Below are 22,354 nucleotides of genomic sequence, written 5' to 3' on the forward strand. Positions count from 1 at the left end.
AGCTGCCCCGGGATCCGGGGCAGCCAGAAGAGCAGGTGCTCTTACTGTTCAGGATCCAGGAAACGGTAAATGACAGCAGCGAGTACACCGCCAACCAGAGGAGCCAGCAGGAATACCCAAATGCCGCTGAGGTTTCCGGCGATCAGGGCCGGGCCGAAGGAACGGGCAGGGTTTACTGAGGTTCCGGTGAAGGCAATGCCCAACAGGTGGACAAGCACCAGGGCACCGCCGATGACAAGGCCGGCAATATTACCGTTAGAGGATTTGGAGGTTACGCCCAGGATCGCGATGACAAAGACAAAAGTGAGAATCACCTCGATCAGGAAACTGAGCCATGCATTACCGTTATACAGGGCGTTGCAGCCAAGCTTCGCGGTATCCTGCACAATGGCGTTCAGGATTGCAGCGCCGGCGATGGCACCCAGGAACTGAGCCACGATATAACCGCAGAAATCCTTCACAGAGATCTTTTTGTTTACCAGCATGGCAATGGAAACAGCAGGATTGATATGACAGCCGGAGATATTGCCGATGGAATAAGCCATGGCGACGATGACAAGACCAAAGGCAAGGGCAGTACCAATCAGCCCGGAGACTCCCGTGGCGCATATCTGCCCCGCAACACCGCAGGCAAACAGAACCAGAACCAGGGTACCGATGAACTCAGCCAGATACTTCTTGATGTCTTTCATACGCATCCTCCTTTATATCCAATTGTTGTGGAACTGTGATTATTGTAATACAAGATGGAGTGTTTTTCAAGCGCTTCGGATATAAAGAAGCGCCCCGGGAGGGGGCGCCTGCGGTGATCGGCCGCATTATTTGTTTCCGGGTTCCCCGTTCTCCACTTCCAGCTTGTTTTCCCAGTGGACGAGGAGACTCATGCCTGCGCGCATCAGTAGGATCGCGCAGGTCATGCCGATCTCTTTCCAGCCCGGCGCGATGATGGTTTTGAGCACTTCGCTGGCCAGCAGGAAGTTCAGGCCCGTCGTGATCCCCATCGTCAGCGAACCGCGGCAGGCGTTGTGCTTCTTCTGCAGGAGGAAGACCAGGGCTTTGATGACGTAATACAGGATGATCAGCGCGCCGATGATCTCCACGATGGTGATGGCGCAGCCAAGGCACACCTCGAAAATGTTCTCGATCGTCTCAAACATGGGCATTCCCTCCGGGCGGGTTGATGCGCTGATTATATCCTGTTCCGGACGTAAATGCAACCTCAGATTTTCCAGATGTCCTTCGCATACTCACGGATGGTACGGTCGGAGGAGAATTTGCCGGAACAGGCCACATTCATCAGGCATTTGCGGGCAAAGGCGGTTTCATCGGCCTTCGCGTCGCGGATGGCCTGCAGCTTGGTTTCATAATAATCCCCGAAGTCCTTCATGACATAGTAATGATCGGGCTTATGCCAGGAGGCTCCCTTCAGGATCGCGTCATGCAGTTCCTTCAGACGGCCGTCATCATCCGGGAAGGTGCCGTTGACCAGGGTATCCAGGGCACGGCGGAGCAGGGCATTTTTATTGTAGATCTTTACAGGATCATAGGAGTCTTTGATCTTCTCCAGTTCCTCCACTGTGGCACCGAAAATGTAGTTGTTTTCCCTCCCGGCTTCCTCCACGATCTCCACGTTGGCACCGTCAAAGGTACCCAGGGTGACAGCACCGTTCAGCATCAGCTTCATGTTGCCGGTGCCGGAAGCCTCTGTACCGGCAGGGGAGATCTGCTCGGAAATGTCGGCGGCGGGAATGATCTTCTCCGCCCAGGAACAGTTGTAGTTCCGGACGAAGACGACCTTGAGACGGTCCTTTGTCTTCGGATCGTTATTGACCTTATCCGCGATCATGTTGATCCAGTGGATGACGGCTTTCGCGCGGTCATAACCGGGCGCAGCCTTGGCGCCGAAAACAAAGGCGACAGGCGGGAGATCCTTCAGCTGGCCGCGTTTCAGCTGGTCATAGATCGCCAGGATGCTGAGGGCGTTCATGAACTGGCGCTTATACTCATGCAGGCGCTTGACCTGGACATCGAAGACCATGTCCGGATCCAGCACGACGCCTTCCTTTTTCAGGATCTCGGCACAAAGCTGCTTCTTCTTGGCCTTCTTCACGGTACGGAATTTGCTGCACAGGGATTTGTTGATCTTCGGAACCAGCTCCTTCAGCCGGTCCAGGTCGGTTTCAAAGCCCGGGCCGATCTGGTCCGTGATCAGCTTTGTCAGCTCCGGATTGCACAGGCCCAGCCAGCGGCGCTGGGTAATACCGTTGGTCTTGTTCTGGAAGCGCTCCGGATACAGCTGATACCAGTCGGCAAAGACGTCGTTCTTCAGGATCTCACTGTGCAGGGCAGCCACACCGTTGATGGCATGGGTGGCGTAGGTGGCAAGCTCCGCCATGTGAACGCGTCCGTCCAGGATGATACAGAGGGAAGGAGTGATCTCCTTACCGGCTTTTTTCATCTCCCGGCGGAAACGGGCATCAATCTTCCGGATGACGGAAACAATCTGCGGACAGACGGAGGAAAGAAGGGAAAGATCCCACTTTTCCAGGGCTTCCTGCATGACGGTATGGTTGGTATAAGCGAAGGTATCCCGGGCGATGAGGAAAGCGTCCTCAAAGGATATGCCGTCCTCACCCAGCAGGCGGATCAGTTCCGGAATGGCCATGGTGGGATGGGTATCATTCAGCTGGGCAGCCACTTCCTTGGCAAAGAAGGAATAATCGCTGCCATGGCGCTTGCGGTAGGAACGGAGGATATCCTGCATGGTGGCGGATACGAGGACATACTGCTGCTTGACCCGCAGCTGTTTACCCTCTTTCCGGGTGTCATTCGGATACAGGAATTTGGTGATGTCCTCCGCCTTGTTTTTATCCGCGGCTGCTTTGGCATAATCCTGACTGTTGAAGACGGCAAAGTCAACCTCATTGAGGCTTTCTGTCTGCCAGAGGCGCAGGGTTCCCACATTTTTCGCCCCAAAACCGACCACTGGCATATCATAGGGGACAGCCAGCACATCGCCGGTCTTCATGGAGACAACAACAGCCTCATCGATCCGGCGGATGGACCAGGGGTCTCCGTACCTGGACCAGTCATCCGGCAGCTCCACCTGGCGTCCGTCCACAAAGTCCTGCTTAAACAGGCCGTAGCGGAAACGAAGTCCGTAACCGGTGAGCGGTACATTGCAGGTAACGGCGCTGTCCAGGAAGCAGGCGGCAAGACGTCCGAGACCGCCGTTTCCGAAGGCATCGTCCTCCACATCCTCCATGACGGCGATATCCACGCCTTTTTCTTTCAGAAGCGCCTTTACATCCTCCAGCAGGCCCATACAGTAAAGGTTGTTGTAAACCAGCCGGCCGACGAGAAACTCCATGGACAGATAGGCAGCCTGGCGGCGGGGGAAGCGGGCAGCTTCCTTCCGGGCCCAGACAGGCGCCAGGGCATCCATGGCAGCGCCGGAAACCGCGTTATGCAGTTCCTGCGCGTTGGCGTGCTGTATATCTTTATGGTATTCGGTCATCAGACGCTGTTCTGCATCTTTCAGCAGCTGCTTGGCGTTCATTTCAGTATTCCTCCTTACTGACGCTGGGTCTCCTTGTTCAGCCTGTAATATTTCATGGAAAGGTCCAGGGAAAGCTGATCCGGTTTCATGCGCCATACCCAGTTGCCGCCTGTGGTGCCGGGGTAATTCATCCGGGCATATCCGCCCAGGCCCAGCACATCCTGCATGGGAATGACCACGGTATCGCAGGGGCTTTTGAACAATGCGCGGATAAAGGCGTCCGGGGCTTCTTCCTTCCCGGAGAAGTTAAGCGTTTTTTCAGCGAAGGCCAGGGCTTTCGGATCAGCTTTTTCAGCCCAACCCAGCGTGGTGTCATTATCATGGGTGCCGGTATAGGCAACGGTGTTCTTTGTATAATGGCCGATAAAGTGCGGATTGGATTCATCGGAATCAAAACCAAAGGTCAGCACCTTCATGCCGGGAAAACCGCACCAATCCAGAAGCCTGCGCACACGGTTGTTGACGCAGCCCAGATCCTCGGCGACGATCCGGATATCCCGGACTTCACGCTCCAGGGCTTTGAAGAGGGATTTCCCGGGACCGATGACCCATTTTCCCTTCCGGGCATTGGGCATTCCGTTTTTCACGGAGTAATAGTTCGCAAAGCCGATGAAATGATCGATCCGGATCATGTCGAACAGCTGCGCCATCCCCTTCATCCGGTCGATCCACCAGTCAAATTTCCGGCGGAAACGCAGGTAGGTCCAGCGGTAAAGAGGGTTGCCCCAAAGCTGGCCATCCGCGGAGAAATAATCCGGCGGGACACCGGCGACCCGCTTGGGCACCAGGTTTTTATCCAGCTGGAATATATCCGGATGAGTCCAGGTATCGGCGGAATCTTCAGCCACATAGATCGGCATATCGCCGAAAAGCATGATCGACCGTTCGTTGCAGTACTTTTTCAGACTGAACCACTGGCGGCGGAACAGGTACTGGCAGAAGATATGATAGTCGATCTCACCGCGGAGCTCTTCCGTATACTGCTTCACAGCATCTGGACGGCGGAAACGGATGGCTTCATCCGGCCATTTCGTCCACATCTGTCCGCCAAACTTTTGCTTGACAGCCGTGAAGAGGGCAAAATCCTGCACCCAGGGATTGTTTTCGCAGAATTCACTGACCTGACCGGAAAGCTTTTCCCGGGACTGTTCATAGCAGCGGCGGAGAAGCATCTCCTTGTTTTTGCGGACGGATTCGTAATCGACAACCTCCGGATCGGAAGGCTTGAATTCCTCCTCGTCGGCGTAATCAAGAAGGCCTTCCTTACGAAGGAGACCGCAGGAGATCAGCAGGGGATTGCCGGCGAAAACGGAGGAAGCCTGGTAGGGACTTTCACCGTAACCGGTCGGCCCGACAGGAAGAACCTGCCAGATCCGCATGCCGGAAGCCTGCAGGAAATCAGCAAAAGCGTAAGCTTCTTCCCCCATGGAGCCGATCCCGCCGGGAGAGGGAAGAGAGGAGATATGCATCAGGATGCCGCTGGTACGCATAATGATCGTTCCTTTCTTTTATGCACGGTTGCACTGCGCGACGGATTCTCTTCTGCGGAAGGCTGCCTCAACGACAATGTGACGGGGTGTGGAATTCTTCTCCATCATATCAAGCAGGAGATTGACGCTGCGGCGCGCGATCTCATCCACAGGCTGTTCAACGGTAGTCAGGCGGGGAACGGTGTACCGGCTGATATCCACACCGTCAAAACCGACCACGCTGATATCTTCCGGTACAGACCTGCCGAGATCCTTCAGCGCGCGGATCGCGCCTACAGCCACGGTGTCGCTCATAGCGAAGAGGGCAGTGGCATCCGGCCGCTCCGCGAAGAAGGTACGGGCCAGTTCATATCCCGCGTCAAAGGAGAAGCGGGTTTCCCGGTAAAGAGTATGGTCATAGGTCAGACCCCGGTCCGCAAAGGCATCACAGAAGCCCTGGAAGCGCATGGCCAGGGAATCGCCTGCCACCGGATTGGAACCGAAGACCGCAATGCGGCGGTGGCCGCTGTTGAGCAGCTCTTCCGCAACGATCCTGCCCATGCTGCGGTCATCCACCGCGACGGAAGAAGCCCGCGGCAGGGAAGCAGACTCAGCACTGACGGTGGTGAAGACCATCGGGACATCCAGTCCGCGAATGGCTTCCACACGCGCGTCGATCAGACTTCCGACAAAGATCAGTCCCTTGACGTGATTCTGCCGGGTCATCCGGAGCGCGGTCATAAACTCATCGCCCCGTTCATCGATATACTCGGTGACAAAGTTGTCCGGCACATTGTCGGCCCGGTCCAGGATCGCTTCCGCAAGTGAATTCAGGAACGGATTGGAACGACCGCGGATGACCACGCAGATTACTTCATTACCCTGCTTGAGGCCGCGGGCATTCGTGTTGCCGACAAAATGACAGTTCTGGATGATCTGCTCCACCTTCGCGCGGGTGGCGCTGTTAACATCCGGACGGTTGTTCAGGACCCGGCTGACCGTAGTGACAGAGACTCCGGCCATAGCGGCAATGTCTTTAATTGTGTAGACTTTCACACTAATGTACCCCTCTCATTTTCCAAAAGTCGGAAACGATAACGGTAACGTTTTCAACGAAAGATTATCACATGGTCTCCGTTTCGTCAATCCCTTTTGCACATTTGCCTCGGTTGATTTTTCAGAATGCATGACCTATAATAAAAAATACGATTTATCCGGGAGGTGAGCACCGTGAAAAAGCGGACTGCGGCAGTGTTTCTTGTGCTGTGCGTGCTTTTTTGCGGCGTGACTGCCGGAATGAGTGAAACGGAAGACGACATACTGGAGGAATCATTCCATTCGGCGCTCAACGGCCCCGGTTCAGTTGAAGGTCTTTCCGCTTCCTTTTCAGTCAGCGGATATAATATTCCCACATTTTCTGACGGAGATTTCAAATACCGGATGAGTGACGACGGGGAAACAGCGGTGCTGGTTTCCTACAGCGGAACAGACGCGGATGTCGTTTTTCCGGATACCGTGAACGGACTGCCTGTAACCGGGATCGACACCGCCATGTGCCTGTGTGATCCGACACTAGAATCCATACGGATTCCGGGATCTGTCCAGACCATCGGGATCCGGGCGTTTGCCCAGTGCACCAGCCTGAAGACCGTGGTGATCGATGAGGGCGTTACCAAACTGGATAAATGCTGTTTCGGCGGATGTACGGAGCTGGAGAAGATCCGGCTTCCCGAATCGCTGGAAATCGTTGATGAATGCGCGTTCGCTTCCTGCGACCGGCTGCAGGAGATCACATTCGGTTCCGGACTCAAGTCCATCGGGAACATGGCATTTCTGAAATGTTCCATGCTCAGCAGGGTGATCCTTCCCGGCGGGGATGACGTCCTGATCGGCCAGAACGCATTCGGTGAATGCGCGGATGACTTCCGGATCGTTTACTGATTCCAGGCAAAAGGAATCCCGGGCAGCTATGCAGCTGTCCGGGTTTTTTTATCCGGCTGTCATTACGGAATGATCATCCGTCCGCAGGTTTCACATTCCACAAGCGCTCCGCTCTTGATCTTTGAAAGGATGGCGGAGGGAAGGGAAGTGTTGCAGCCGGCGCACTGTCCGTGAGTCAGCCGGGCAACGGGCGGGGAAATGTGCTTTTTGATGGTTTCGTATTCCTCCAGCAGGGCCGGATCCACCGAGGCCATAATCTCTTTTGCTTTGGCCCGCTGGGTTTCCAGGTCTCCCTTCTTGCTTTTGGACTCCTCTTCATATTCAGTCTTGAGCTGATCGAAGGATTTCTTGGCGTTCGCGGCTTCCAGGCGGACATTGCGTGAAAGCTTTTCGTTGGCGTCTGTTTCCTTTACGATGCGGCTGATCTCGACTTCATACTGACGAATGGTGTCCCGGCAGCGGCTGACTTCAGCCAGCAGGGCCTTGACATCTTCAGCAGTCTGGGGCGGATTGGCCTCGAAGCGGCTCTGCAGGGCGCCGAGCTGTTCCCGGGAACGGGTGATGGCCTGGGCAATGATGTCCTTGCGGTCCACCATGGCGGCAACGTCCTCTTCGATCTGCTTATACTGCTTCTGGCGATCCAGTATAAAATCACGGGCTTTTTCCAGTTTCTGCCGGGTCGGGGAGCGCTTAATCGCCGCGGCGATGGCGTCCGCTTTCATGTCTTCTTCCTGGTAAGCCCACAGAGCTTCAAACTTGTCCATAAGGGAGCCTCCTTCTGACAGAATTACCGCCTGTCACGGTTGCCGGGGAAAGGAATACGCGGATATCTCCGACACATATATCCGCACATTACATTCTACCGTATTGAGGGCATTTTGTAAAGCCGAGGCCAAAGCACGGATGCCGGGTTCCTCGGTGCTGAAGTGACCGCATTCCAGGCCGACAAGCCTGTTGTCCGCCATATCGAGCGCGTGGTGATGTTTGATCTCACCGCTGATGAAGGCATCACAGCCTGACAGGAGTGCGGAATGCCACTCATCGCTGCCTCCGCCGCTGCACAGTCCAACCTTCCGGATCACCGCGTCCTGCGGACCCATGAGCCGGACTTCCGTATGGAGCCGGTTCCGAAGCGCGCGGGCATATTCGGCAGCGGTCAGGGGTACCGGCAGGAGACCGCAGCGAAGGAAGCCTTCTCCGGAAATCTCCGTCAGCCCGCAGAGCTCCGCCAGGGTGTCATTGATCCCGCCGGGAGCCTGGTCCAGATTGGTATGGGCGGCGATGTGGCTGATGTTTTCCTTCACCAGACGCCGGATGAGCCGGCCTTCATACGCGTCATCGGTCAGGGTGCGGATGGGATTGATCATGAGCGGATGATGGGTGATGACCAGCTGAGCCCCGCGGGAAACCGCCTCATCAATGACAGACTGTGTTACGTCCAGCGCAAAAAGGACCGTATTGACCTCCTGCGAGGCGGAGCCGACCAGCAGACCGGAATTGTCAAATTCCATCTGTGTGTCAAAGGGAGCGATCTGATTGATCAGGTCATAAAAATCCCCGACTGTCATGAGCCTGTACTTCCTTTCCTGATGGATTCATCATAAAACGCGATATCCTCCCGTACCTGCGCAATAAATTCCGCATCGGGGGATTCGGCGGAAATGAGGCCTTTCAGTTTATGCTCAAGCACTTCACGCCGGCGGGTCAGGTAGGGGACCAGCCAGGGAGAAACGGAATCAAACAGGGGACCGCCCAGCCGGATCTCCCGCGGGGTCATCTCCCGGGCACCGGGTCTTGCGCGAAGCACCAGATAATACCTGCAGGCGGAGAAACAGGGCTCCTCCCGGTCCAGGTGATAGCCGATCCGGCAGACAGCCTCCCGGATCAGCGGCAGATCTGTATGCGCGGAGAGCACGAGAGAGGCACTCCGGAGTTTATCCCTGCCTTCCAGCAGGATATCATGCACTGTGCGCCCGCCCATGCCGGTGACGGAGATCATGCCGCAGGTTTCGTCCCGCAGGGGCTGCAGGCCGTCGCCGGCGCGAAGATCGGTACGGTCTGACAGGCGGCAGCGGATGATCGTATCCCGGGCGTTTTTCAACGCGCTTTCGCTCAGGTCCGTGAGGATCATATGCTGACAGCGGCCGCGCTGCAGGAGCGCGGCCGGTAAATGGGCGTGGTCTGTGCCGATGTCCGCTGCCAGTTCGCAGGGATCATAGAGATCATAAGCGAGGGACAGGCGGGCATCCAGCTGTATCATGTGTGCCATGGCGGTCAGTCGAGATAATCACGCAGTTTTTTGCTGCGGGACGGATGACGGAGCTTCCGCAGGGCCTTTGCCTCGATCTGGCGGATACGCTCACGGGTAACGTTGAATTCCTTGCCGACTTCCTCCAGCGTGCGCTGATGGCCGTCATCCAGGCCGAAACGAAGACGGAGAACTTTCTCTTCATGGGGGGTCAGGGTGTCCAGTACATCCATGAGCTGTTCCTTCATCAGGGCAAAGGAAGCGGCTTCCGCGGGGGCGGGGGCGTCCTCATCGGGGATGAAGTCACCCAGGTGGCTGTCCTCTTCTTCACCGATAGGGGTTTCAAGGGATACGGGCTCCTGGGCAATCTTGATGATCTCCCGGACCTTGGACTCGGAAATGCCCATTTCCTTGGCGATCTCTTCCGGTGTGGGTTCACGGCCGTATTCCTGGAGGAGCTGGCGGGAAATGCGGATCAGCTTATTGATGGTTTCAACCATGTGCACGGGGATCCGGATGGTGCGGGCCTGGTCCGCGATGGCGCGGGTGATGGCCTGGCGGATCCACCAGGTGGCGTAGGTGGAGAACTTGAAGCCCTTGCGGTAGTCAAACTTCTCGACGGCCTTGATCAGGCCCAGGTTGCCTTCCTGGATCAGGTCGAGGAAGAGCATGCCGCGGCCGACATAGCGCTTGGCGATGGAAACAACCAGGCGAAGGTTGGCTTCCGCCAGCTTCTGCTTGGCACTTTCATCACCGGCTTCCAGCCGCTTTGCGATCTCGATTTCCTCATCCGCGGTCAGGAGCGGAACCTTGCCGATTTCCTTGAGGTACATGCGGACCGGGTCATCGATGCTGATGCCTTCCGGAACGCTCAGGTCGATGGGGGTATTGTCATCCCCTTCAATGCTGGCGACTTCGGCAGCCTGGTCAGCCGCCTGTTCTTCTGTCAGGGTCACCTGACGGTCAGCGCTTTCATTGACAACAGACACACCGTAGGCTTCGAGCGTTTCAAGCACGCGGTCGAGCTGGTCGGCGTCGAGATCCATGCCGGAAAGCCGGTCCATGATCTCTTTGTAAGTGATCGTTCCCCTGGACTTGCCGTACTCATAAAGCTCGTCCAGACGGTTCTGCCTGTTTTCGGGTGACTGTGACAATGGAATCCTCTCCTTCTGTAAGCGGCACAATGCCGGTCGGTCCCGGACGGAATGAAAGATTATCCGGGTCAGCTGTTCACTTAAGCTTTTTCAGTTTATCGGAAATCTCCTGAACTTCCTTCAGCAGACCAGGGAGCCGGTCCCCGGAAGCGGTGGAAATCTCCTGTGACAGTTCTTCGTAACGTTTTTCCAGCCGGGTCTTACGGATCCGGGTGAGACAGTCTGTCGCCATGGCGATCATCTCATCGGTGGTACCGGCGGTGGGAGTCAGCAGCAGACGCGTATACCTTGAACGGGAAACATCGTCCGGTGCCAGGTCCGGCAGCGAAGCGGGGGATGCACCGGCTGCCAGTTCCCTGTATAAAGATTTCAACTCGTCATCGTCAAAATCCTTTTCTTCGATCATATCTTTCGGTATCTGGCCGGAAGCAAAAAGACTGATCAGCATCTCCTGGGCCTTCAGATCCTCAGAAGAAGCGGCGTCAGACCGGTCCGCGCGCAGGGGGCGGGGACGGTTTCCGGGTTCCATCCGCTGCTGAACAGGTTTTTTCGCGGCCAGGTTCATCTGCTCCGTCAGGGTTTCCCGGGGAAAACCCGTTTCCACGGATAGCTGCCCGAGGAGAACATCCCGCTCCAGGGGGTCCACGGCGGATACGATCTCCGAGGCTCCACGGGCATAGGCGAGCCTTCCGTCCTGGGAGGAAAGGTCGAAGCCGTCCTTCAGGCGGCGGAGCCGGTAAGCCGCCGGAGAAATGGCGGGCAGATTCCGGAAGCCTTCAGCGCCGTCCCGGCGGATGAACTCATCCGGATCCAGACCGTCCGGGAAATCCAGCACCCGGGCCGGAACGTTTTCCTGTTCCAGGATCTCCAGTCCGCGCAGGATGGCATGCTGACCGGCAGAGTCTCCGTCATAGCCGAGATAGACCTGGGGAGCATAACGCTTCAGCAGGCGGGCCTGCTCATTGGTCAGGGCGGTACCGAGGGTGGCGCATACTCCTTCCACGCCGAACTGGGTCAGGCTGACCACATCCATATAGCCTTCCACGAGGATCACACGGTCCAGGTGGCGCTGCTGACGGAGCAGGTTGGCGGCGAAGACGCCCTTGCGCTTGTTGAAGACAGGGGTGTCAGCGGTGTTCAGGTATTTGGGCTCCTTTTTTTCCAGCGTGCGGCCTCCGAAAGCCAGGACATTTCCATGGGCATCAATGATCGGGAACATGGCCCGGCTCCGGAACATGTCAAAGTAACGGTCTTTTCCGTTATCCGATTTTTTGCGTACCGTGAGGCCTGCCAGAACCAGCTCGTCCAGGGTGAATCCCTTTTGCAGAAGCCGGTCGCTTACGACGCTCCAGTCATCGGGAGAAGCTCCCAGGCCGAACTTCCGGATCACACCGTCGCTCAGACCGCGGCGGCGGAGATAAGCGAGGGAAGCGGCACCCTGGGGAGTGAACAGGTTTTCATGGTAAAACCTGGCGGCTTCCCGGTTGGCGGCAAGAAGACGCTCCCGCTGGGTACGGCGGCGTTCATAATCCTCGTCCTTCTCCATTTCGGGAAGGGCCATATGGGCCCGCTCAGCCAGCTGCTCCACGGCTTCGTTGAAAGTGCAGTGCTCCATTTCCATATAGAAATGGAAGACGTTGCCGCCTGCTTTGCAGCCGAAGCAGTAATAGAGCTGATGTTCCCCGTCCACGGAAAAGGAAGGGGTCTTCTCTCCGTGGAACGGACAGAGGCCCCAGTATTTCCGGCCTTTTTTGTTCAGCGCCACATAACCTGACACGAGCTGGACAATGTCAGACCGGCTGCGGAGTTCATCCAGCCAGGCGGCGGGGAAGCGCGAGGACATGAGCGGAAATCACCTTTCTTTCATAATCAGTAAAGGATGAAAAAAGAAAGATAAATGGCTGTCACCATTTACAGAATGCGAAGCTGAAAACGCGGGGCGCCGGTCAGAAAGCAGGGAAGGCGGAAGGAACAAAAAGCTCCTGGAATTTGCGGGTGGCATAGCGGTCGGTCATGCAGGAAAGGAAATCGCATACGCTGCGCTCCGTTCCGTCCCGGTAGCCGATCATGACAAACTCCTCCGGCATCTCACCGGGGTGTTCGCAGTAATACTCGAAAAGATGACGGAGCACATAGTCACAGCGGGCTTCCTCCGGATCACGCCAGCCGTCCCGGTAAACCCGGTCAAACATGAACTCCCGCAGGCCGTCCATGGCGCTTTCCACAGGCGCCGACATATAAAGATGAGGTTTATCCTCACTGCAGGTGACGATATCGGTGATCATGGTATTGATGCGTTCCCGGTGGCTGTGGCCCAGGACGTTCAGGCAGTCCTCCGGAAGCTCAAAAGGTTTGAGAATCCCGGCGCGGAGCGCGTCATCCAGGTCATGGTTCAGGTAAGCGATCCGGTCAGCACGGCGGACACATTCCGCTTCCACGGTTGCCGGCTCTGTTTTGCCGGAATGGGAAAGAATGCCCTGACGGACTTCTTTGGTGAGGTTCAGGCCTTCGCCTTTGTTCTCCAGGACTTCCACAACACGGAGACTCTGCTCGTTATGACGGAAGCCTTCGGGCAGGAGCTCGTTGAGCGTGCGCTCACCGATATGGCCGTAGGGCGTATGACCCAGGTCGTGCCCGAGGGCAATGGCTTCGGTAAGGTCTTCGTTCAGCCGGAGCGAACGGGCCAGCGTGCGGGCGACCTGTGAAACCTCGAGCGTATGGGTCAGGCGGGTGCGGTAGTGGTCTCCCTCCGGGGAGAGGAACACCTGGGTTTTGAACTTCAGCCGGCGGAAGGATTTGCAGTGGATGATCCGGTCCCGGTCCCGCTGGTACTCGGTACGGAGTTCGCAGGGGGTAACCGGCTGTTCCCGGCCGGCGGTTTCGGCGGAGCGGGCAGCCCACGGAGCGAGATATGACTTTTCATGCTGTTCCTGCCTCTCACGGATGTTCAAAGCGAAGCCCCCTCTCAACCGGTATGCCGTATTCCTCCGGCACATTTACTATATACCACGCAAACCCTGAAATTCCTGCATAAACTTGACAAGGAATTGGAAAGAGCTACAATAAAAATCGATTGAAATTCAACAGAAAGAGCCCCGGGCGGGGCAGGTCCGTATACATGAATTTTGAACTGAACCAGGTGTTTTCTGGCTTTGCCGTGAAGGAGATCCGGACAAGTGAGGAACTTCACGGAAGGACGGTGCTCCTGGAGCATCTGAAAACCGGAGCACAGCTGTTCTGGGTAGACAACAAAGCGGAAAACATGGTGTTTTCCGTCACTTTCAGGACACTGCCGGAAGATGATACAGGCGTATTCCATATCATTGAACACAGCGTGCTGTGCGGCAGCGGAAAATATCCGGTGAAGGAACCCTTTGTGGAGCTGCTCAAGAGCAGCATGAATACCTATCTGAACGCGCTGACTTTTTCCGATATGACCATGTATCCGGTGGCCAGCCGGAACGCAAGGGACTTGCTGAACCTGACAGGGGTTTACCTGGACGCTGTGTTTGACCCGACCGTGATCCGGGACCGGAAACGCTTCTGCCAGGAAGGCTGGCATGTGGACCGGAATGAGGCGGGGGAGCCGGAGTTCCGCGGTGTGGTTTTCAATGAAATGAAAGGCGCTATGAGCGATACGGACACGCTGATCGACCGGCAGCTCATGCGGCAGCTTTTTCCCGATACAAGCTACGGATTCAACAGCGGCGGAGACCCGGAAGCCATTCCGCTGCTGACCTATAAGCGATTCTGTGAACAGTACCGAAGGTTCTATCATCCTTCGAACGCGCTTTTCTACCTGGACGGTGCCGTCCCGATGGAGGAAATGCTGACTCTGGTTGATTCTTTCCTGGAGCGGTATGAGCGCCGGGAAGACATTCCTGAATACACTTATCAGCAGCCCCGGGGATCCGAGGAATCCATCCGGTATGAACTGGGCCAGGAAGAACCGGAGGAGAACCGCGGCTATCTGACGCTGGCCAGGATTACCGGCACCTGGAAAGACAGGGCCGAAAACATGGCAAGGGGAATCATCTGCGACGTGCTGACGGGCGGCAATGAAGCTCCTTTGAAAAGAATGGCACTGGAACGCGGACTTGTGGAAGACCTGACTGTATCCGTTGATGACACAACGCTGCAGAGCTGGGTGATCATCCACGCGGAAAATGTGACAGACGGCCGGGAAGAAGATGTGCTTTCGCTGCTGCGGGAAGCCGGCGAAAAGATCCGCGCGGAGGGACTGGACCGCAGGGCGGTGGAGGCCTCCCTGAACCGGGCGATCTATATCCTTCGGGAGGAAGAGGAACCCCAGGGAATCGGCCGGTGCATCCGCTGCCTCGGCAACTGGATCTACGGAGCCGATCCCACCGATACCCTTGAAACAGCGGGCATCGTGAAACAGCTGAAGGAGTGGCTGGACAGCGGACGGTTCAATGAGCTGGCCGCGGACATGCTGCTGAACCATGAAAACCTGGTGACTTTGCATACCAAGCCCTCCAGGACACTGGGAGAGGAAAAACGGGAGGAAGAGCAAAAACTCCTGGAACGGATCACCGGACAATGGATCGCGGAGGAGAAAGAAGCCAATGACCGGCTGATCGCCGATATTGCCGCATGGCAGAATACACCGGACATGCCGGAACAGCTGAAAACCCTGCCGAGGCTCAGCAAGTCCGACGCGGACGTTTCGCCCGAATGGACGGAAACCGATGTCGAACGGTACAAAGACGTGAACGTGATGACACACCAGCTGAACTGCAACGGTGTGGTTCACCTGAAAGCCTATTTTGCCCTGACGGACTTCAGCCTGAAGGAACTGACCCGCCTTTCCCAGATGACGGGACTCCTGGGGCGGCTGCCCACTGACAGGCATGACGCGCTTTCGCTGCAGCTGGAGATCAGACGCTGGATCGGATCCCTCAGCTTTGCCATTATCACCCGGGCAGAGGCCGGGCAGGATGAAACCTGCACGCCATACCTGACCGCGTCCGCCAGCGCGCTGGAGGAGAACGCTGAAAAAGCCCAGGAACTGCTGGCGGAGATCCTGACATCGACCCGGTACGAAGACCGGGACAGGATGACGGAGATGTTCAGGCAGAACGAGATGGGGGCACGCCAGCGGATCGTCGCGGCAGGTCACCAGATCGGCGTGAAAAATGTCCTGAGCCATTTCAGCGCTGAGAACACGGTGCGGAACGCGCTGGACGGAGACGTGGCTGCCGCCTATATCCATCAGCTTGCCCGGAAGCCGGAGAAGGAACTGCCGGGCCTGCTGAAACTGGCAGAACGGCTGATGAAGGAAAGCCTGTGCCGGAAACGGATGACGGTCAGCGTTACATCAACGGAAAAAATGATCCCGGAAAAACTGATCGACGCTTTCCCGGAAGGAACAGCGGTTCCGGCGGTCCGGGCGTACCATACGGACGCACCGATGGCGGCGGGATTCCGCATTCCCGCGCAGACAGGTTTCGCGGTCAGGGGATACCGCCTGAGCAGGATGGGCATCCCTTTTGAAGGCGCTATGTGGCTGGCTTCCTCCATCCTGAGCCTGGACTATCTGTGGAACAGGGTCAGGGTACGGGGAGGAGCCTACGGAGCAGGACTCCAGGTGGACCGGACAGGGAACATCTATTCCTATTCATACCGGGATCCCACTCCGGCGAAGACGCTGGAAGCGGACAGCGGGGCGGCGGCGTTCCTGCGGGAGTTCGCTGAAAAGGGGAATAACCTGGATCCCTATATTATTTCATCGCTGAATGAACTGAATCCGCTGATGAGCCCCAGGGACAAGGGTTCCCTGGCAGACGGAAGATATATGACAGGCTATACGCGGGAGGAAGCGGAAAAGATCCGCAAACAGATCCTGTACGCGGAGCCCGCTGACCTGCTCCGCTGCGCTGACTGGCTTGAGGTTTTCAGCCGGGAAGGCGCCGTCTGTGTGGTGGGACACAGGGGTGTGCTGAAGGACTGTGAGGGACTGACCGTCAGGGACCTGTAAAAAAGGAGGCGGAAGGATGGACCGGCAGCAGGCAAACGAACAAAGCCGCAATTCGGGACGGGGGAGCCGTTCCCTGCGCTGCATCTGGTACTGCGGAAAAATCAACGAGGAAATCCGTAAAGCAGTGAAGCTTGGAGAAAAAACCGTAAAGATCGTTTTTCCGCCGCAGCACTATGTGGTCCAGCATCGTGAACTGTTTCAGGAAATTTATCTGAACCAGGGTTTTGACGTGGAATTTTCCCCGAATTTTCAATACATCCAGCCTTCAGAGTGGTATTTTACCCTGGGCTGGGAAGACGAGAAGTGAGCAGTTCCCTCCTTGACAGAGAGAGGGGCCGATGATAAGATAAAAACATAAAAGAAACAAAATATCCGGATACGGAAGGGATCTGTTATTTTGATTATGTTTTTGGTGTTTTTGGTATATTCCGCCGCAGGAAAACGCGGCGAATAGAATAATAAGGAGGATCTTTCCTATGAAGAAACTAATGGCTCTGCTGCTTGCCCTCGCTATGATGCTCGGCATCGCTACCGCGTTCGCGGAGGGCGGGATGGACGAACTGATCGCCGCAGCACAGGATGAAGGCGAACTGGTTGTCTACGGCTCCTGCGAAGAATCTTACCTGATCGCGGCCTGCAAGAAGTTCGAAGAACTGTATGACATCAAAGTCGACTATCAACGTCTGAGCACCGGTGAGGTTCAGATGAAGATCGCCGAAGAAAAGGGCAGCCCCTCCGGAGATGTCTGGTTCGGCGGCACCAACGATCCCTACAATGAAGCAGCCAAGGACGGACTGCTGGAAGCTTATGAAGCCCAGAATGCCTCCCACCTGCTGAAACCCTACTACCGGGATCCGGAAGGATACTGGTACGGCATTTACCAGGGCATCCTGGGATTCATGGTCAACAAGGAAGAACTGGGCCGCCTGGGCCTGGAAGCTCCCAAGACCTGGGACGACCTGCTGAAGCCCGAATACAAGGGCCTGATCTGGCTGTCCAACCCGAATACCGCCGGCACAGCCAAGCTGGTGATTAACACCCTGGTCCAGATCAAGGGCCACGATGAAGCTATGAAGTACCTGGTGGAGCTGGACAAGAATATCGCCCAGTACACCAAGAGCGGTTCCGGTCCCTCCAAGAAGGTCGGCCCCGGAGAATGTGTTATCGGTATCGGCTTCCTGCATGACGGCGTTTACCAGATCCTGCAGGGCTATGACAACATCGGCCTGATCATCCCTGAAGACGGCACTGCCTACGAAGTCGGTTCTACCGCCATCTTTGAAGGCTGTGAGCATCCCAATGCCGCCAAGCTGTGGATCGAATTCGCCCTGTCTCCCGACTGCGTGGAGCTGGCGGATGACGCGGGCAGCTATCAGTTCCTGGTGATCGACAATGCCGAGATGCCCGCTGCGCTGGCTGCTTTCCCGGAACTGGATCCCTCCAAGACCATCGATTACGATTTCAATGACGCGAAGGAAAACACTTCCAAATATGTTGAAGAATACTTCAACGCTCTGAAGGAAGCCGGCGCTGAAGCGGATGACCGTTTCAAGACTGAGTAATCCCGATCCGGAACCACATCAGGGGACGAGGCGCTTGCCCCGTCCCCTTTTCAGAAAAGAACAAGATAGAAATAGGAAAGGGATGAGTGCCTGTGGCCCGAAGTCAGAGCGCAAGCCTGGACCGGAAAAAGTTCTTCGGCGATCCGGTCCTGGTCATCACAATCATTGCGCTTATTATCTTCCTGGCGCTGTTTATTCTTTATCCGCTTGCCATGCTGCTGATGGACAGCGTGATGGAGCGCGATACACGGCTCTATTCCGTGGAACCGCTGGTCAATGGCGAAAAGATCGTCTATGTTTCTGAAAAGGGAGAAGAAATAAGCGACAACCGTTCGCCGGTCTGTGTGATTCTGACGTCTCCCACGGAAGGAGTCGGGGAAAAGATTGTTTCCCTGTACAGCTCCACGGGACTGTTTGCCGGACGGGCAACCATGAATGACATTGAACAGGGGAAAACGGTATACCTCAAAACGGTGAACAGCAAGGACAAGGCTGTCTATATTGCCATGGACCAGCTGACACAGGTGCAGGAAACGCCGCAGACATACAAGACCAACGGCCGTGTTATCAAAAAGATGGACGGGATTGAGCCGGCGGACCTGTGCATCAAGCTGCATGAGGACAACTGGACGCTGGACGCATTCCCGCGGATCTTCAGCGACTATACATTCAACAACGCCCTGCGGAACACCCTGCTGCTGGGCGCGCTGACAGGCTTCGGGTCGCTGCTGATCGGCCTGCTGTTCGCGTATGTGGATGTATATGTCCATATCCGCAGCCGTGTCACCAAGAAGCTGTTTGACGTGGTGTCGCTGCTGCCGGTGGTGTCACCGCCGTTTGTGCTGTCCCTTTCCATGATGCTCCTTTTCGGGCGAAGCGGACTGATCACCCGGAAACTGCTGGGAATCTATGATTCAGATATCTATGGGCTGTGGGGCATTGTGATCGTCCAGACCCTGACGTTCTTCCCGGTGGTCTACCTGATGCTGAAGGGTCTGCTGAAGAACATTGATCCTTCCATGGAGGAAGCATCCCGGGATATGGGCGCGAGCCGGTGGAAGGTGTTTACGACCGTAACCCTGCCGCTGCTGCTTCCCGGACTTGGAAACGCTTTCCTGGTCACATTCATCGAATCCGTGGCGGACTTTGCCAACCCGATGATCATCGGCGGAAGCTATGATACGCTGGCAACCACCATTTATCTCCGGATTACCGGCGGTACATACGATATCAGCGGCGCTTCCGCCATGGCTGTGGTGCTGCTGGCCCTGACGCTGATCCTGTTCCTGATCCAGAAATATGTGCTGGAGAAAAAGACGGCAGCCACGCTGACCGGCAAAGCGTCCAGGGGCAGGATGCTGATCGAGGACCGGAGCGTCCGCTATCCGCTGACAGTCCTGTGCACCCTGGTCTCCGTGTTTGTCATCCTGATGTACATAGCTGTTCCCTTCGGCGCGCTGTTCAAGCTGTGGGGAAGGGATTACTCCCTTTCCTTCAAGTGGTTTGAGCAGATGTTCCGCGAGGGCGGATGGAAGGCATTCAAGGATTCCTTCGTTCTCTCCATCATCGCCGCGCCTGTGACAGCGCTGCTGTCCATGATCATCTCGTATCTGGTGGTCAAGCGGAAATTCAAGGCAAAAGGCTTTATCGAATTTGTTTCCATGCTGGCCATGGCCGTGCCCGGTACCGTGCTGGGCGTTGGATTTATCCGCGGCTTTGCTGGCGGCGTTTTCCGGACCGGATTCCTGCAGGGGATCTACGGAACTGGACTGATCCTCGTCATTGTGTTTGTGGTCCGGTCCCTGCCGGTCGGTACCCGCAGCGGCATATCCGCCCTGCGGCAGATTGACAAATCGATCGAGGAATCGGCTTACGATATGGGCGCCGGAAGCGGGAAAGTATTCATGACCGTGACGCTGCCGCTGATCAAGGATTCCTTCTTCTCCGGCCTTGTAACCACCTTTGTGCGGTCCATTACCGCCATCAGCGCGGTGATCCTGCTGGTGACACCGCGGTTCCTGCTGATCACCTGCCGGATCAACGAATACGCGGAGAAAGGCGAATACGGCGTCGCGTGCGCGTACGCCACGATCCTGATCATGATTACCTACGCGGCTATCCTGATCATGAATACAGTGCTGAAATACTTCGGTACGAGCAAAAAGATCAAGGGAGAGGTGAAGTGATATGGCAGCGAATAAAAAAGAACCGAAGGGCGTCCGCCTGGATCACATATCCAAAATCTATAAGGATCCCAAGACGGGAAAGGATTTCTATGCCGTGCATGACGTGGCACTGGAGATTGAACCCGGCAGTTTTGTGACGCTGCTGGGACCTTCCGGCTGCGGCAAAACGACCACCCTGCGGATGATCGCGGGCTTTGAAAGCCCTGACGAGGGTGAAATCTACCTGGGCGGGGAACCGATCAATGAGCTGACGCCCAACAAGCGCGATACGGCAATGGTGTTCCAGAGCTACGCACTTTTCCCGCACTACAATGTGTTTGACAACGTGGCATACGGTCTCCGGCTCCGGAAAGTTCCGAAGGAAGAGATTAAGGAGCGGGTCACAAACATCCTGAAGCTGGTGGAGCTCTCTGACATGGAGCAGCGGATGACCAACCAGCTCTCCGGCGGACAGCAGCAGCGTGTCGCCCTGGCAAGGGCGCTGGTGGTGGAACCCGGTGTGCTGCTGTTTGACGAACCGCTGAGCAACCTGGATGCCAAGCTGCGGGTCCAGATGCGTACAGAAATCCGCCGGATCCAGCAGGCACTGGGCATTACGGCTATCTATGTGACCCATGACCAGAGTGAAGCCATGGCGATCTCGGACAATATCATCCTGATGAAGGGCGGCGTGATCGCACAGATGGGTTCTCCGACAGAGATCTATTACCATCCGAACAGCGAATTCGTTGCGGACTTCATCGGCGAATGCAACTTCCTGCCCTGCACAGTGACCGGACGGGAAGGCAGCGAAGTAATCGCGGAGGTTTACGGCCATCCGGTCAGGGTGCTTTCCGAAAAGGAAACGATCGGAAACGCTGAGATCGTGCTTCGTCCGGAAGCCATTGAAATCGCGGATCAGGGTCAGCTGCCCTGCAAGGTGGAGCTGAGCTGCTTCATGGGATCCTACCAGAACTATCATGTAAGGGTGGGAGATACGCTCGTCAAGATCGCGGATAACTGCCCGATCGGACGGAAAACCTACCAGGTGGGAGATGAAGCGTACATTTCCTTCCGCAGCGAATGCGCTCACCTTCTGGAAACCTGATCAGCACCTCACAGAAAGAATAAAAGACAGAGCCGGCCAGATGGCCGGCTCTGCTTTTATGGGGGAGAAAAAGGGAAGGTCAGACGGAATCCCGCTCGATCAGGCGGGAGGGGAGCAGCACGCGCTTCGGCAGGGTTGTATCACCGCGGACACGGGCAGCGATGATCCGGGCGGCAGTGATGCCCATCTCAACAGCCGGAACGTCGATCGTTGTCAGCGGGGGATTGGCGTACTGGCTCATTTCAATATTGCTCATGCCAATGACCGCTACCTGATCCGGAACACGGATATTCAGCTGATACAAGGCGCGGAGGGCGGCCATGGCCATCAGGTCGCTGGCAGCATAGAAGGCGGTGGGAAGACCATGGTCATGGTATGTCTTTTCCACCAGAGAAATGCATTTCCGGTCATCCCAGCCGCAGTTCAGCACCCATTCGGGTTTGACTTCAAGACCAAGATCCGCCATGGTCTCAAGGTAACTGCGATAGCGGCGGGAGCGCTTCAGCGGCGCGTCGCCGACGCTTCCGCCGATGTAGCCGATCGCACGGTGGCCTTTGGCATAGAGGTATTCCACGGCCATCCTGCTGACACGGAGATGATCATATTCCACATTATCGATGGGCATGTGGCCCGTATCGATCCCTACAATATGCGGGATGAGGGAATGAAGCTGCTCAAAAAGCGGCTCTGAGAGGGGACGCATCATGATCAGGCCGGACAGGCCGGCGCTCAGCAGGCGGTTCAGAATCGCCTGATCCTCCAGTTCCTGCTCTGTCTGAATGACAGAAACAGTGCCGCCGAGGCGGGCAAGTTCATCCTCAATGCCGCCGAGGATCGCCAGATAATAAGGATCGCTGTATTTTCCCTTTGTGGCGGCCAGCAGCACACCGACAGAGAAACCGGAGGTTTCCTGAACAGAGGCGTGCGGACGCTTTTTCAACGGGGCCTGGTATCCCAGTTCCGTAACGGCACGCAGAACCCGCTCCCTTGTTTCATCGGTGGTCTTGTATATCTGATTGTCGTTCAGAATACGGGAGACTGTAGCCGGGGAAACATTGGCCAGCCGGGCCACATCACGGATATTTGCCATAAAGCTTCGTCCTTTCTGATAAAGAAGGCCTGAAACAAAATGATACACAGGAGGAAACAA

Annotated in this window: 18 protein-coding genes; 6 read left to right on the top strand and 12 right to left on the bottom strand. The window is 56.3% G+C overall.

The genetic code is table 11. From position 1 onward, the window contains the following. Positions 1–41: 41 nt before the first annotated feature. The 5 genes from JYE50_RS02825 to JYE50_RS02845 form a co-directional block, all read right to left on the bottom strand. Positions 42–692 (bottom strand): MIP/aquaporin family protein, encoded by a 651-nt coding sequence (locus JYE50_RS02825; RefSeq protein ID WP_283399133.1) that lies wholly within the window; start codon positions 690–692, stop codon positions 42–44. A gap of 126 nt (positions 693–818) precedes the next feature. Further along, positions 819–1,157 carry a DUF1622 domain-containing protein gene (locus JYE50_RS02830; protein WP_179138171.1) on the bottom strand — a complete coding sequence of 113 codons (339 nt, stop codon included), beginning with the start codon at positions 1,155–1,157 and terminating at the stop codon, positions 819–821. Between the two features lie 62 nt (positions 1,158–1,219). Beyond that, positions 1,220–3,559 carry a glycogen/starch/alpha-glucan phosphorylase gene (locus JYE50_RS02835; RefSeq protein ID WP_084094271.1) on the bottom strand — a complete coding sequence of 780 codons (2,340 nt, stop codon included), beginning with the start codon at positions 3,557–3,559 and terminating at the stop codon, positions 1,220–1,222. 14 nt (positions 3,560–3,573) lie between these two features. Then, positions 3,574–5,049: a 4-alpha-glucanotransferase gene (gene malQ / locus JYE50_RS02840; RefSeq protein WP_084094272.1), complete on the bottom strand. Its 1,476-nt coding sequence runs from the start codon at positions 5,047–5,049 to the stop codon at positions 3,574–3,576. An 18-nt stretch (positions 5,050–5,067) separates the two neighbouring features. Then, positions 5,068–6,084 carry a LacI family DNA-binding transcriptional regulator gene (locus JYE50_RS02845; protein ID WP_084094273.1) on the bottom strand — a complete coding sequence of 339 codons (1,017 nt, stop codon included), beginning with the start codon at positions 6,082–6,084 and terminating at the stop codon, positions 5,068–5,070. A gap of 174 nt (positions 6,085–6,258) precedes the next feature. Here JYE50_RS02845 and JYE50_RS02850 point away from each other — a divergent pair, with 174 nt between their 5' ends. Beyond that, positions 6,259–6,969 carry a leucine-rich repeat domain-containing protein gene (locus tag JYE50_RS02850; RefSeq protein ID WP_084094274.1) on the top strand — a complete coding sequence of 237 codons (711 nt, stop codon included), beginning with the start codon at positions 6,259–6,261 and terminating at the stop codon, positions 6,967–6,969. Between the two features lie 62 nt (positions 6,970–7,031). Here the strand turns inward: JYE50_RS02850 and JYE50_RS02855 are convergent, their stop codons facing one another. The 6 genes from JYE50_RS02855 to JYE50_RS02880 form a co-directional block, all read right to left on the bottom strand. Further along, positions 7,032–7,733, bottom strand: coding sequence for a zinc ribbon domain-containing protein (locus JYE50_RS02855; protein ID WP_084094275.1), 702 nt, complete (start codon positions 7,731–7,733; stop codon positions 7,032–7,034). Between the two features lie 33 nt (positions 7,734–7,766). Then, the gene (locus tag JYE50_RS02860) at positions 7,767–8,537 is read right to left on the bottom strand and encodes a Nif3-like dinuclear metal center hexameric protein (RefSeq protein ID WP_084094276.1); all 771 of its coding nucleotides are present in this window, start codon (positions 8,535–8,537) and stop codon (positions 7,767–7,769) included. Beyond that, on the bottom strand, positions 8,534–9,238 hold the full coding sequence (locus tag JYE50_RS02865) for a class I SAM-dependent methyltransferase (RefSeq protein WP_084094277.1): 705 nt from the start codon (positions 9,236–9,238) through the stop codon (positions 8,534–8,536). The genes JYE50_RS02860 and JYE50_RS02865 overlap by 4 nt, the downstream gene beginning before the upstream one ends. A 5-nt stretch (positions 9,239–9,243) precedes the next feature. Next, positions 9,244–10,371 (bottom strand): RNA polymerase sigma factor RpoD, encoded by a 1,128-nt coding sequence (rpoD, locus tag JYE50_RS02870; protein ID WP_084094278.1) that lies wholly within the window; start codon positions 10,369–10,371, stop codon positions 9,244–9,246. A 76-nt stretch (positions 10,372–10,447) separates the two neighbouring features. After that, entirely contained in the window at positions 10,448–12,214 is a 1,767-nt protein-coding gene (gene dnaG / locus JYE50_RS02875) for a DNA primase (protein ID WP_084094279.1), read from the bottom strand. Positions 12,215–12,317: 103 nt separating this feature from the next. Beyond that, positions 12,318–13,322, bottom strand: coding sequence for a deoxyguanosinetriphosphate triphosphohydrolase (locus JYE50_RS02880; RefSeq protein WP_084094280.1), 1,005 nt, complete (start codon positions 13,320–13,322; stop codon positions 12,318–12,320). Positions 13,323–13,489: 167 nt separating this feature from the next. On the opposite strand from JYE50_RS02880, the gene JYE50_RS02885 reads away from it, so the two are divergent. The 5 genes from JYE50_RS02885 (at position 13,490) to JYE50_RS02905 (ending at position 21,204) form a co-directional block, all read left to right on the top strand. After that, entirely contained in the window at positions 13,490–16,369 is a 2,880-nt protein-coding gene (locus JYE50_RS02885; protein WP_084094282.1) for an insulinase family protein, read from the top strand. 16 nt (positions 16,370–16,385) lie between these two features. Continuing rightward, positions 16,386–16,676, top strand: a complete 291-nt coding sequence (locus JYE50_RS02890) for a hypothetical protein (protein ID WP_084094284.1) — start codon at positions 16,386–16,388, stop codon at positions 16,674–16,676. Between the two features lie 169 nt (positions 16,677–16,845). Next, complete coding sequence (locus tag JYE50_RS02895; protein WP_084094286.1) at positions 16,846–17,931, top strand: ABC transporter substrate-binding protein; 1,086 nt, start codon at positions 16,846–16,848, stop codon at positions 17,929–17,931. A 92-nt stretch (positions 17,932–18,023) separates the two neighbouring features. Further along, positions 18,024–20,117 carry an ABC transporter permease gene (locus JYE50_RS02900; protein WP_283399134.1) on the top strand — a complete coding sequence of 698 codons (2,094 nt, stop codon included), beginning with the start codon at positions 18,024–18,026 and terminating at the stop codon, positions 20,115–20,117. Position 20,118: 1 nt separating this feature from the next. After that, on the top strand, positions 20,119–21,204 hold the full coding sequence (locus tag JYE50_RS02905; RefSeq protein ID WP_084094287.1) for an ABC transporter ATP-binding protein: 1,086 nt from the start codon (positions 20,119–20,121) through the stop codon (positions 21,202–21,204). Positions 21,205–21,283: 79 nt separating this feature from the next. Here JYE50_RS02905 and JYE50_RS02910 read toward each other — a convergent pair whose 3' ends face one another. Next, a complete protein-coding gene (locus tag JYE50_RS02910) occupies positions 21,284–22,294 on the bottom strand; it encodes a LacI family DNA-binding transcriptional regulator (RefSeq protein WP_084094289.1) in 1,011 nt (336 codons plus the stop codon). Positions 22,295–22,354 lie beyond the last annotated feature (60 nt).

Source organism: Aristaeella lactis (genome assembly GCF_018118585.1).
GTDB classification, from domain to species: domain Bacteria; phylum Bacillota; class Clostridia; order Christensenellales; family Aristaeellaceae; genus Aristaeella; species Aristaeella lactis.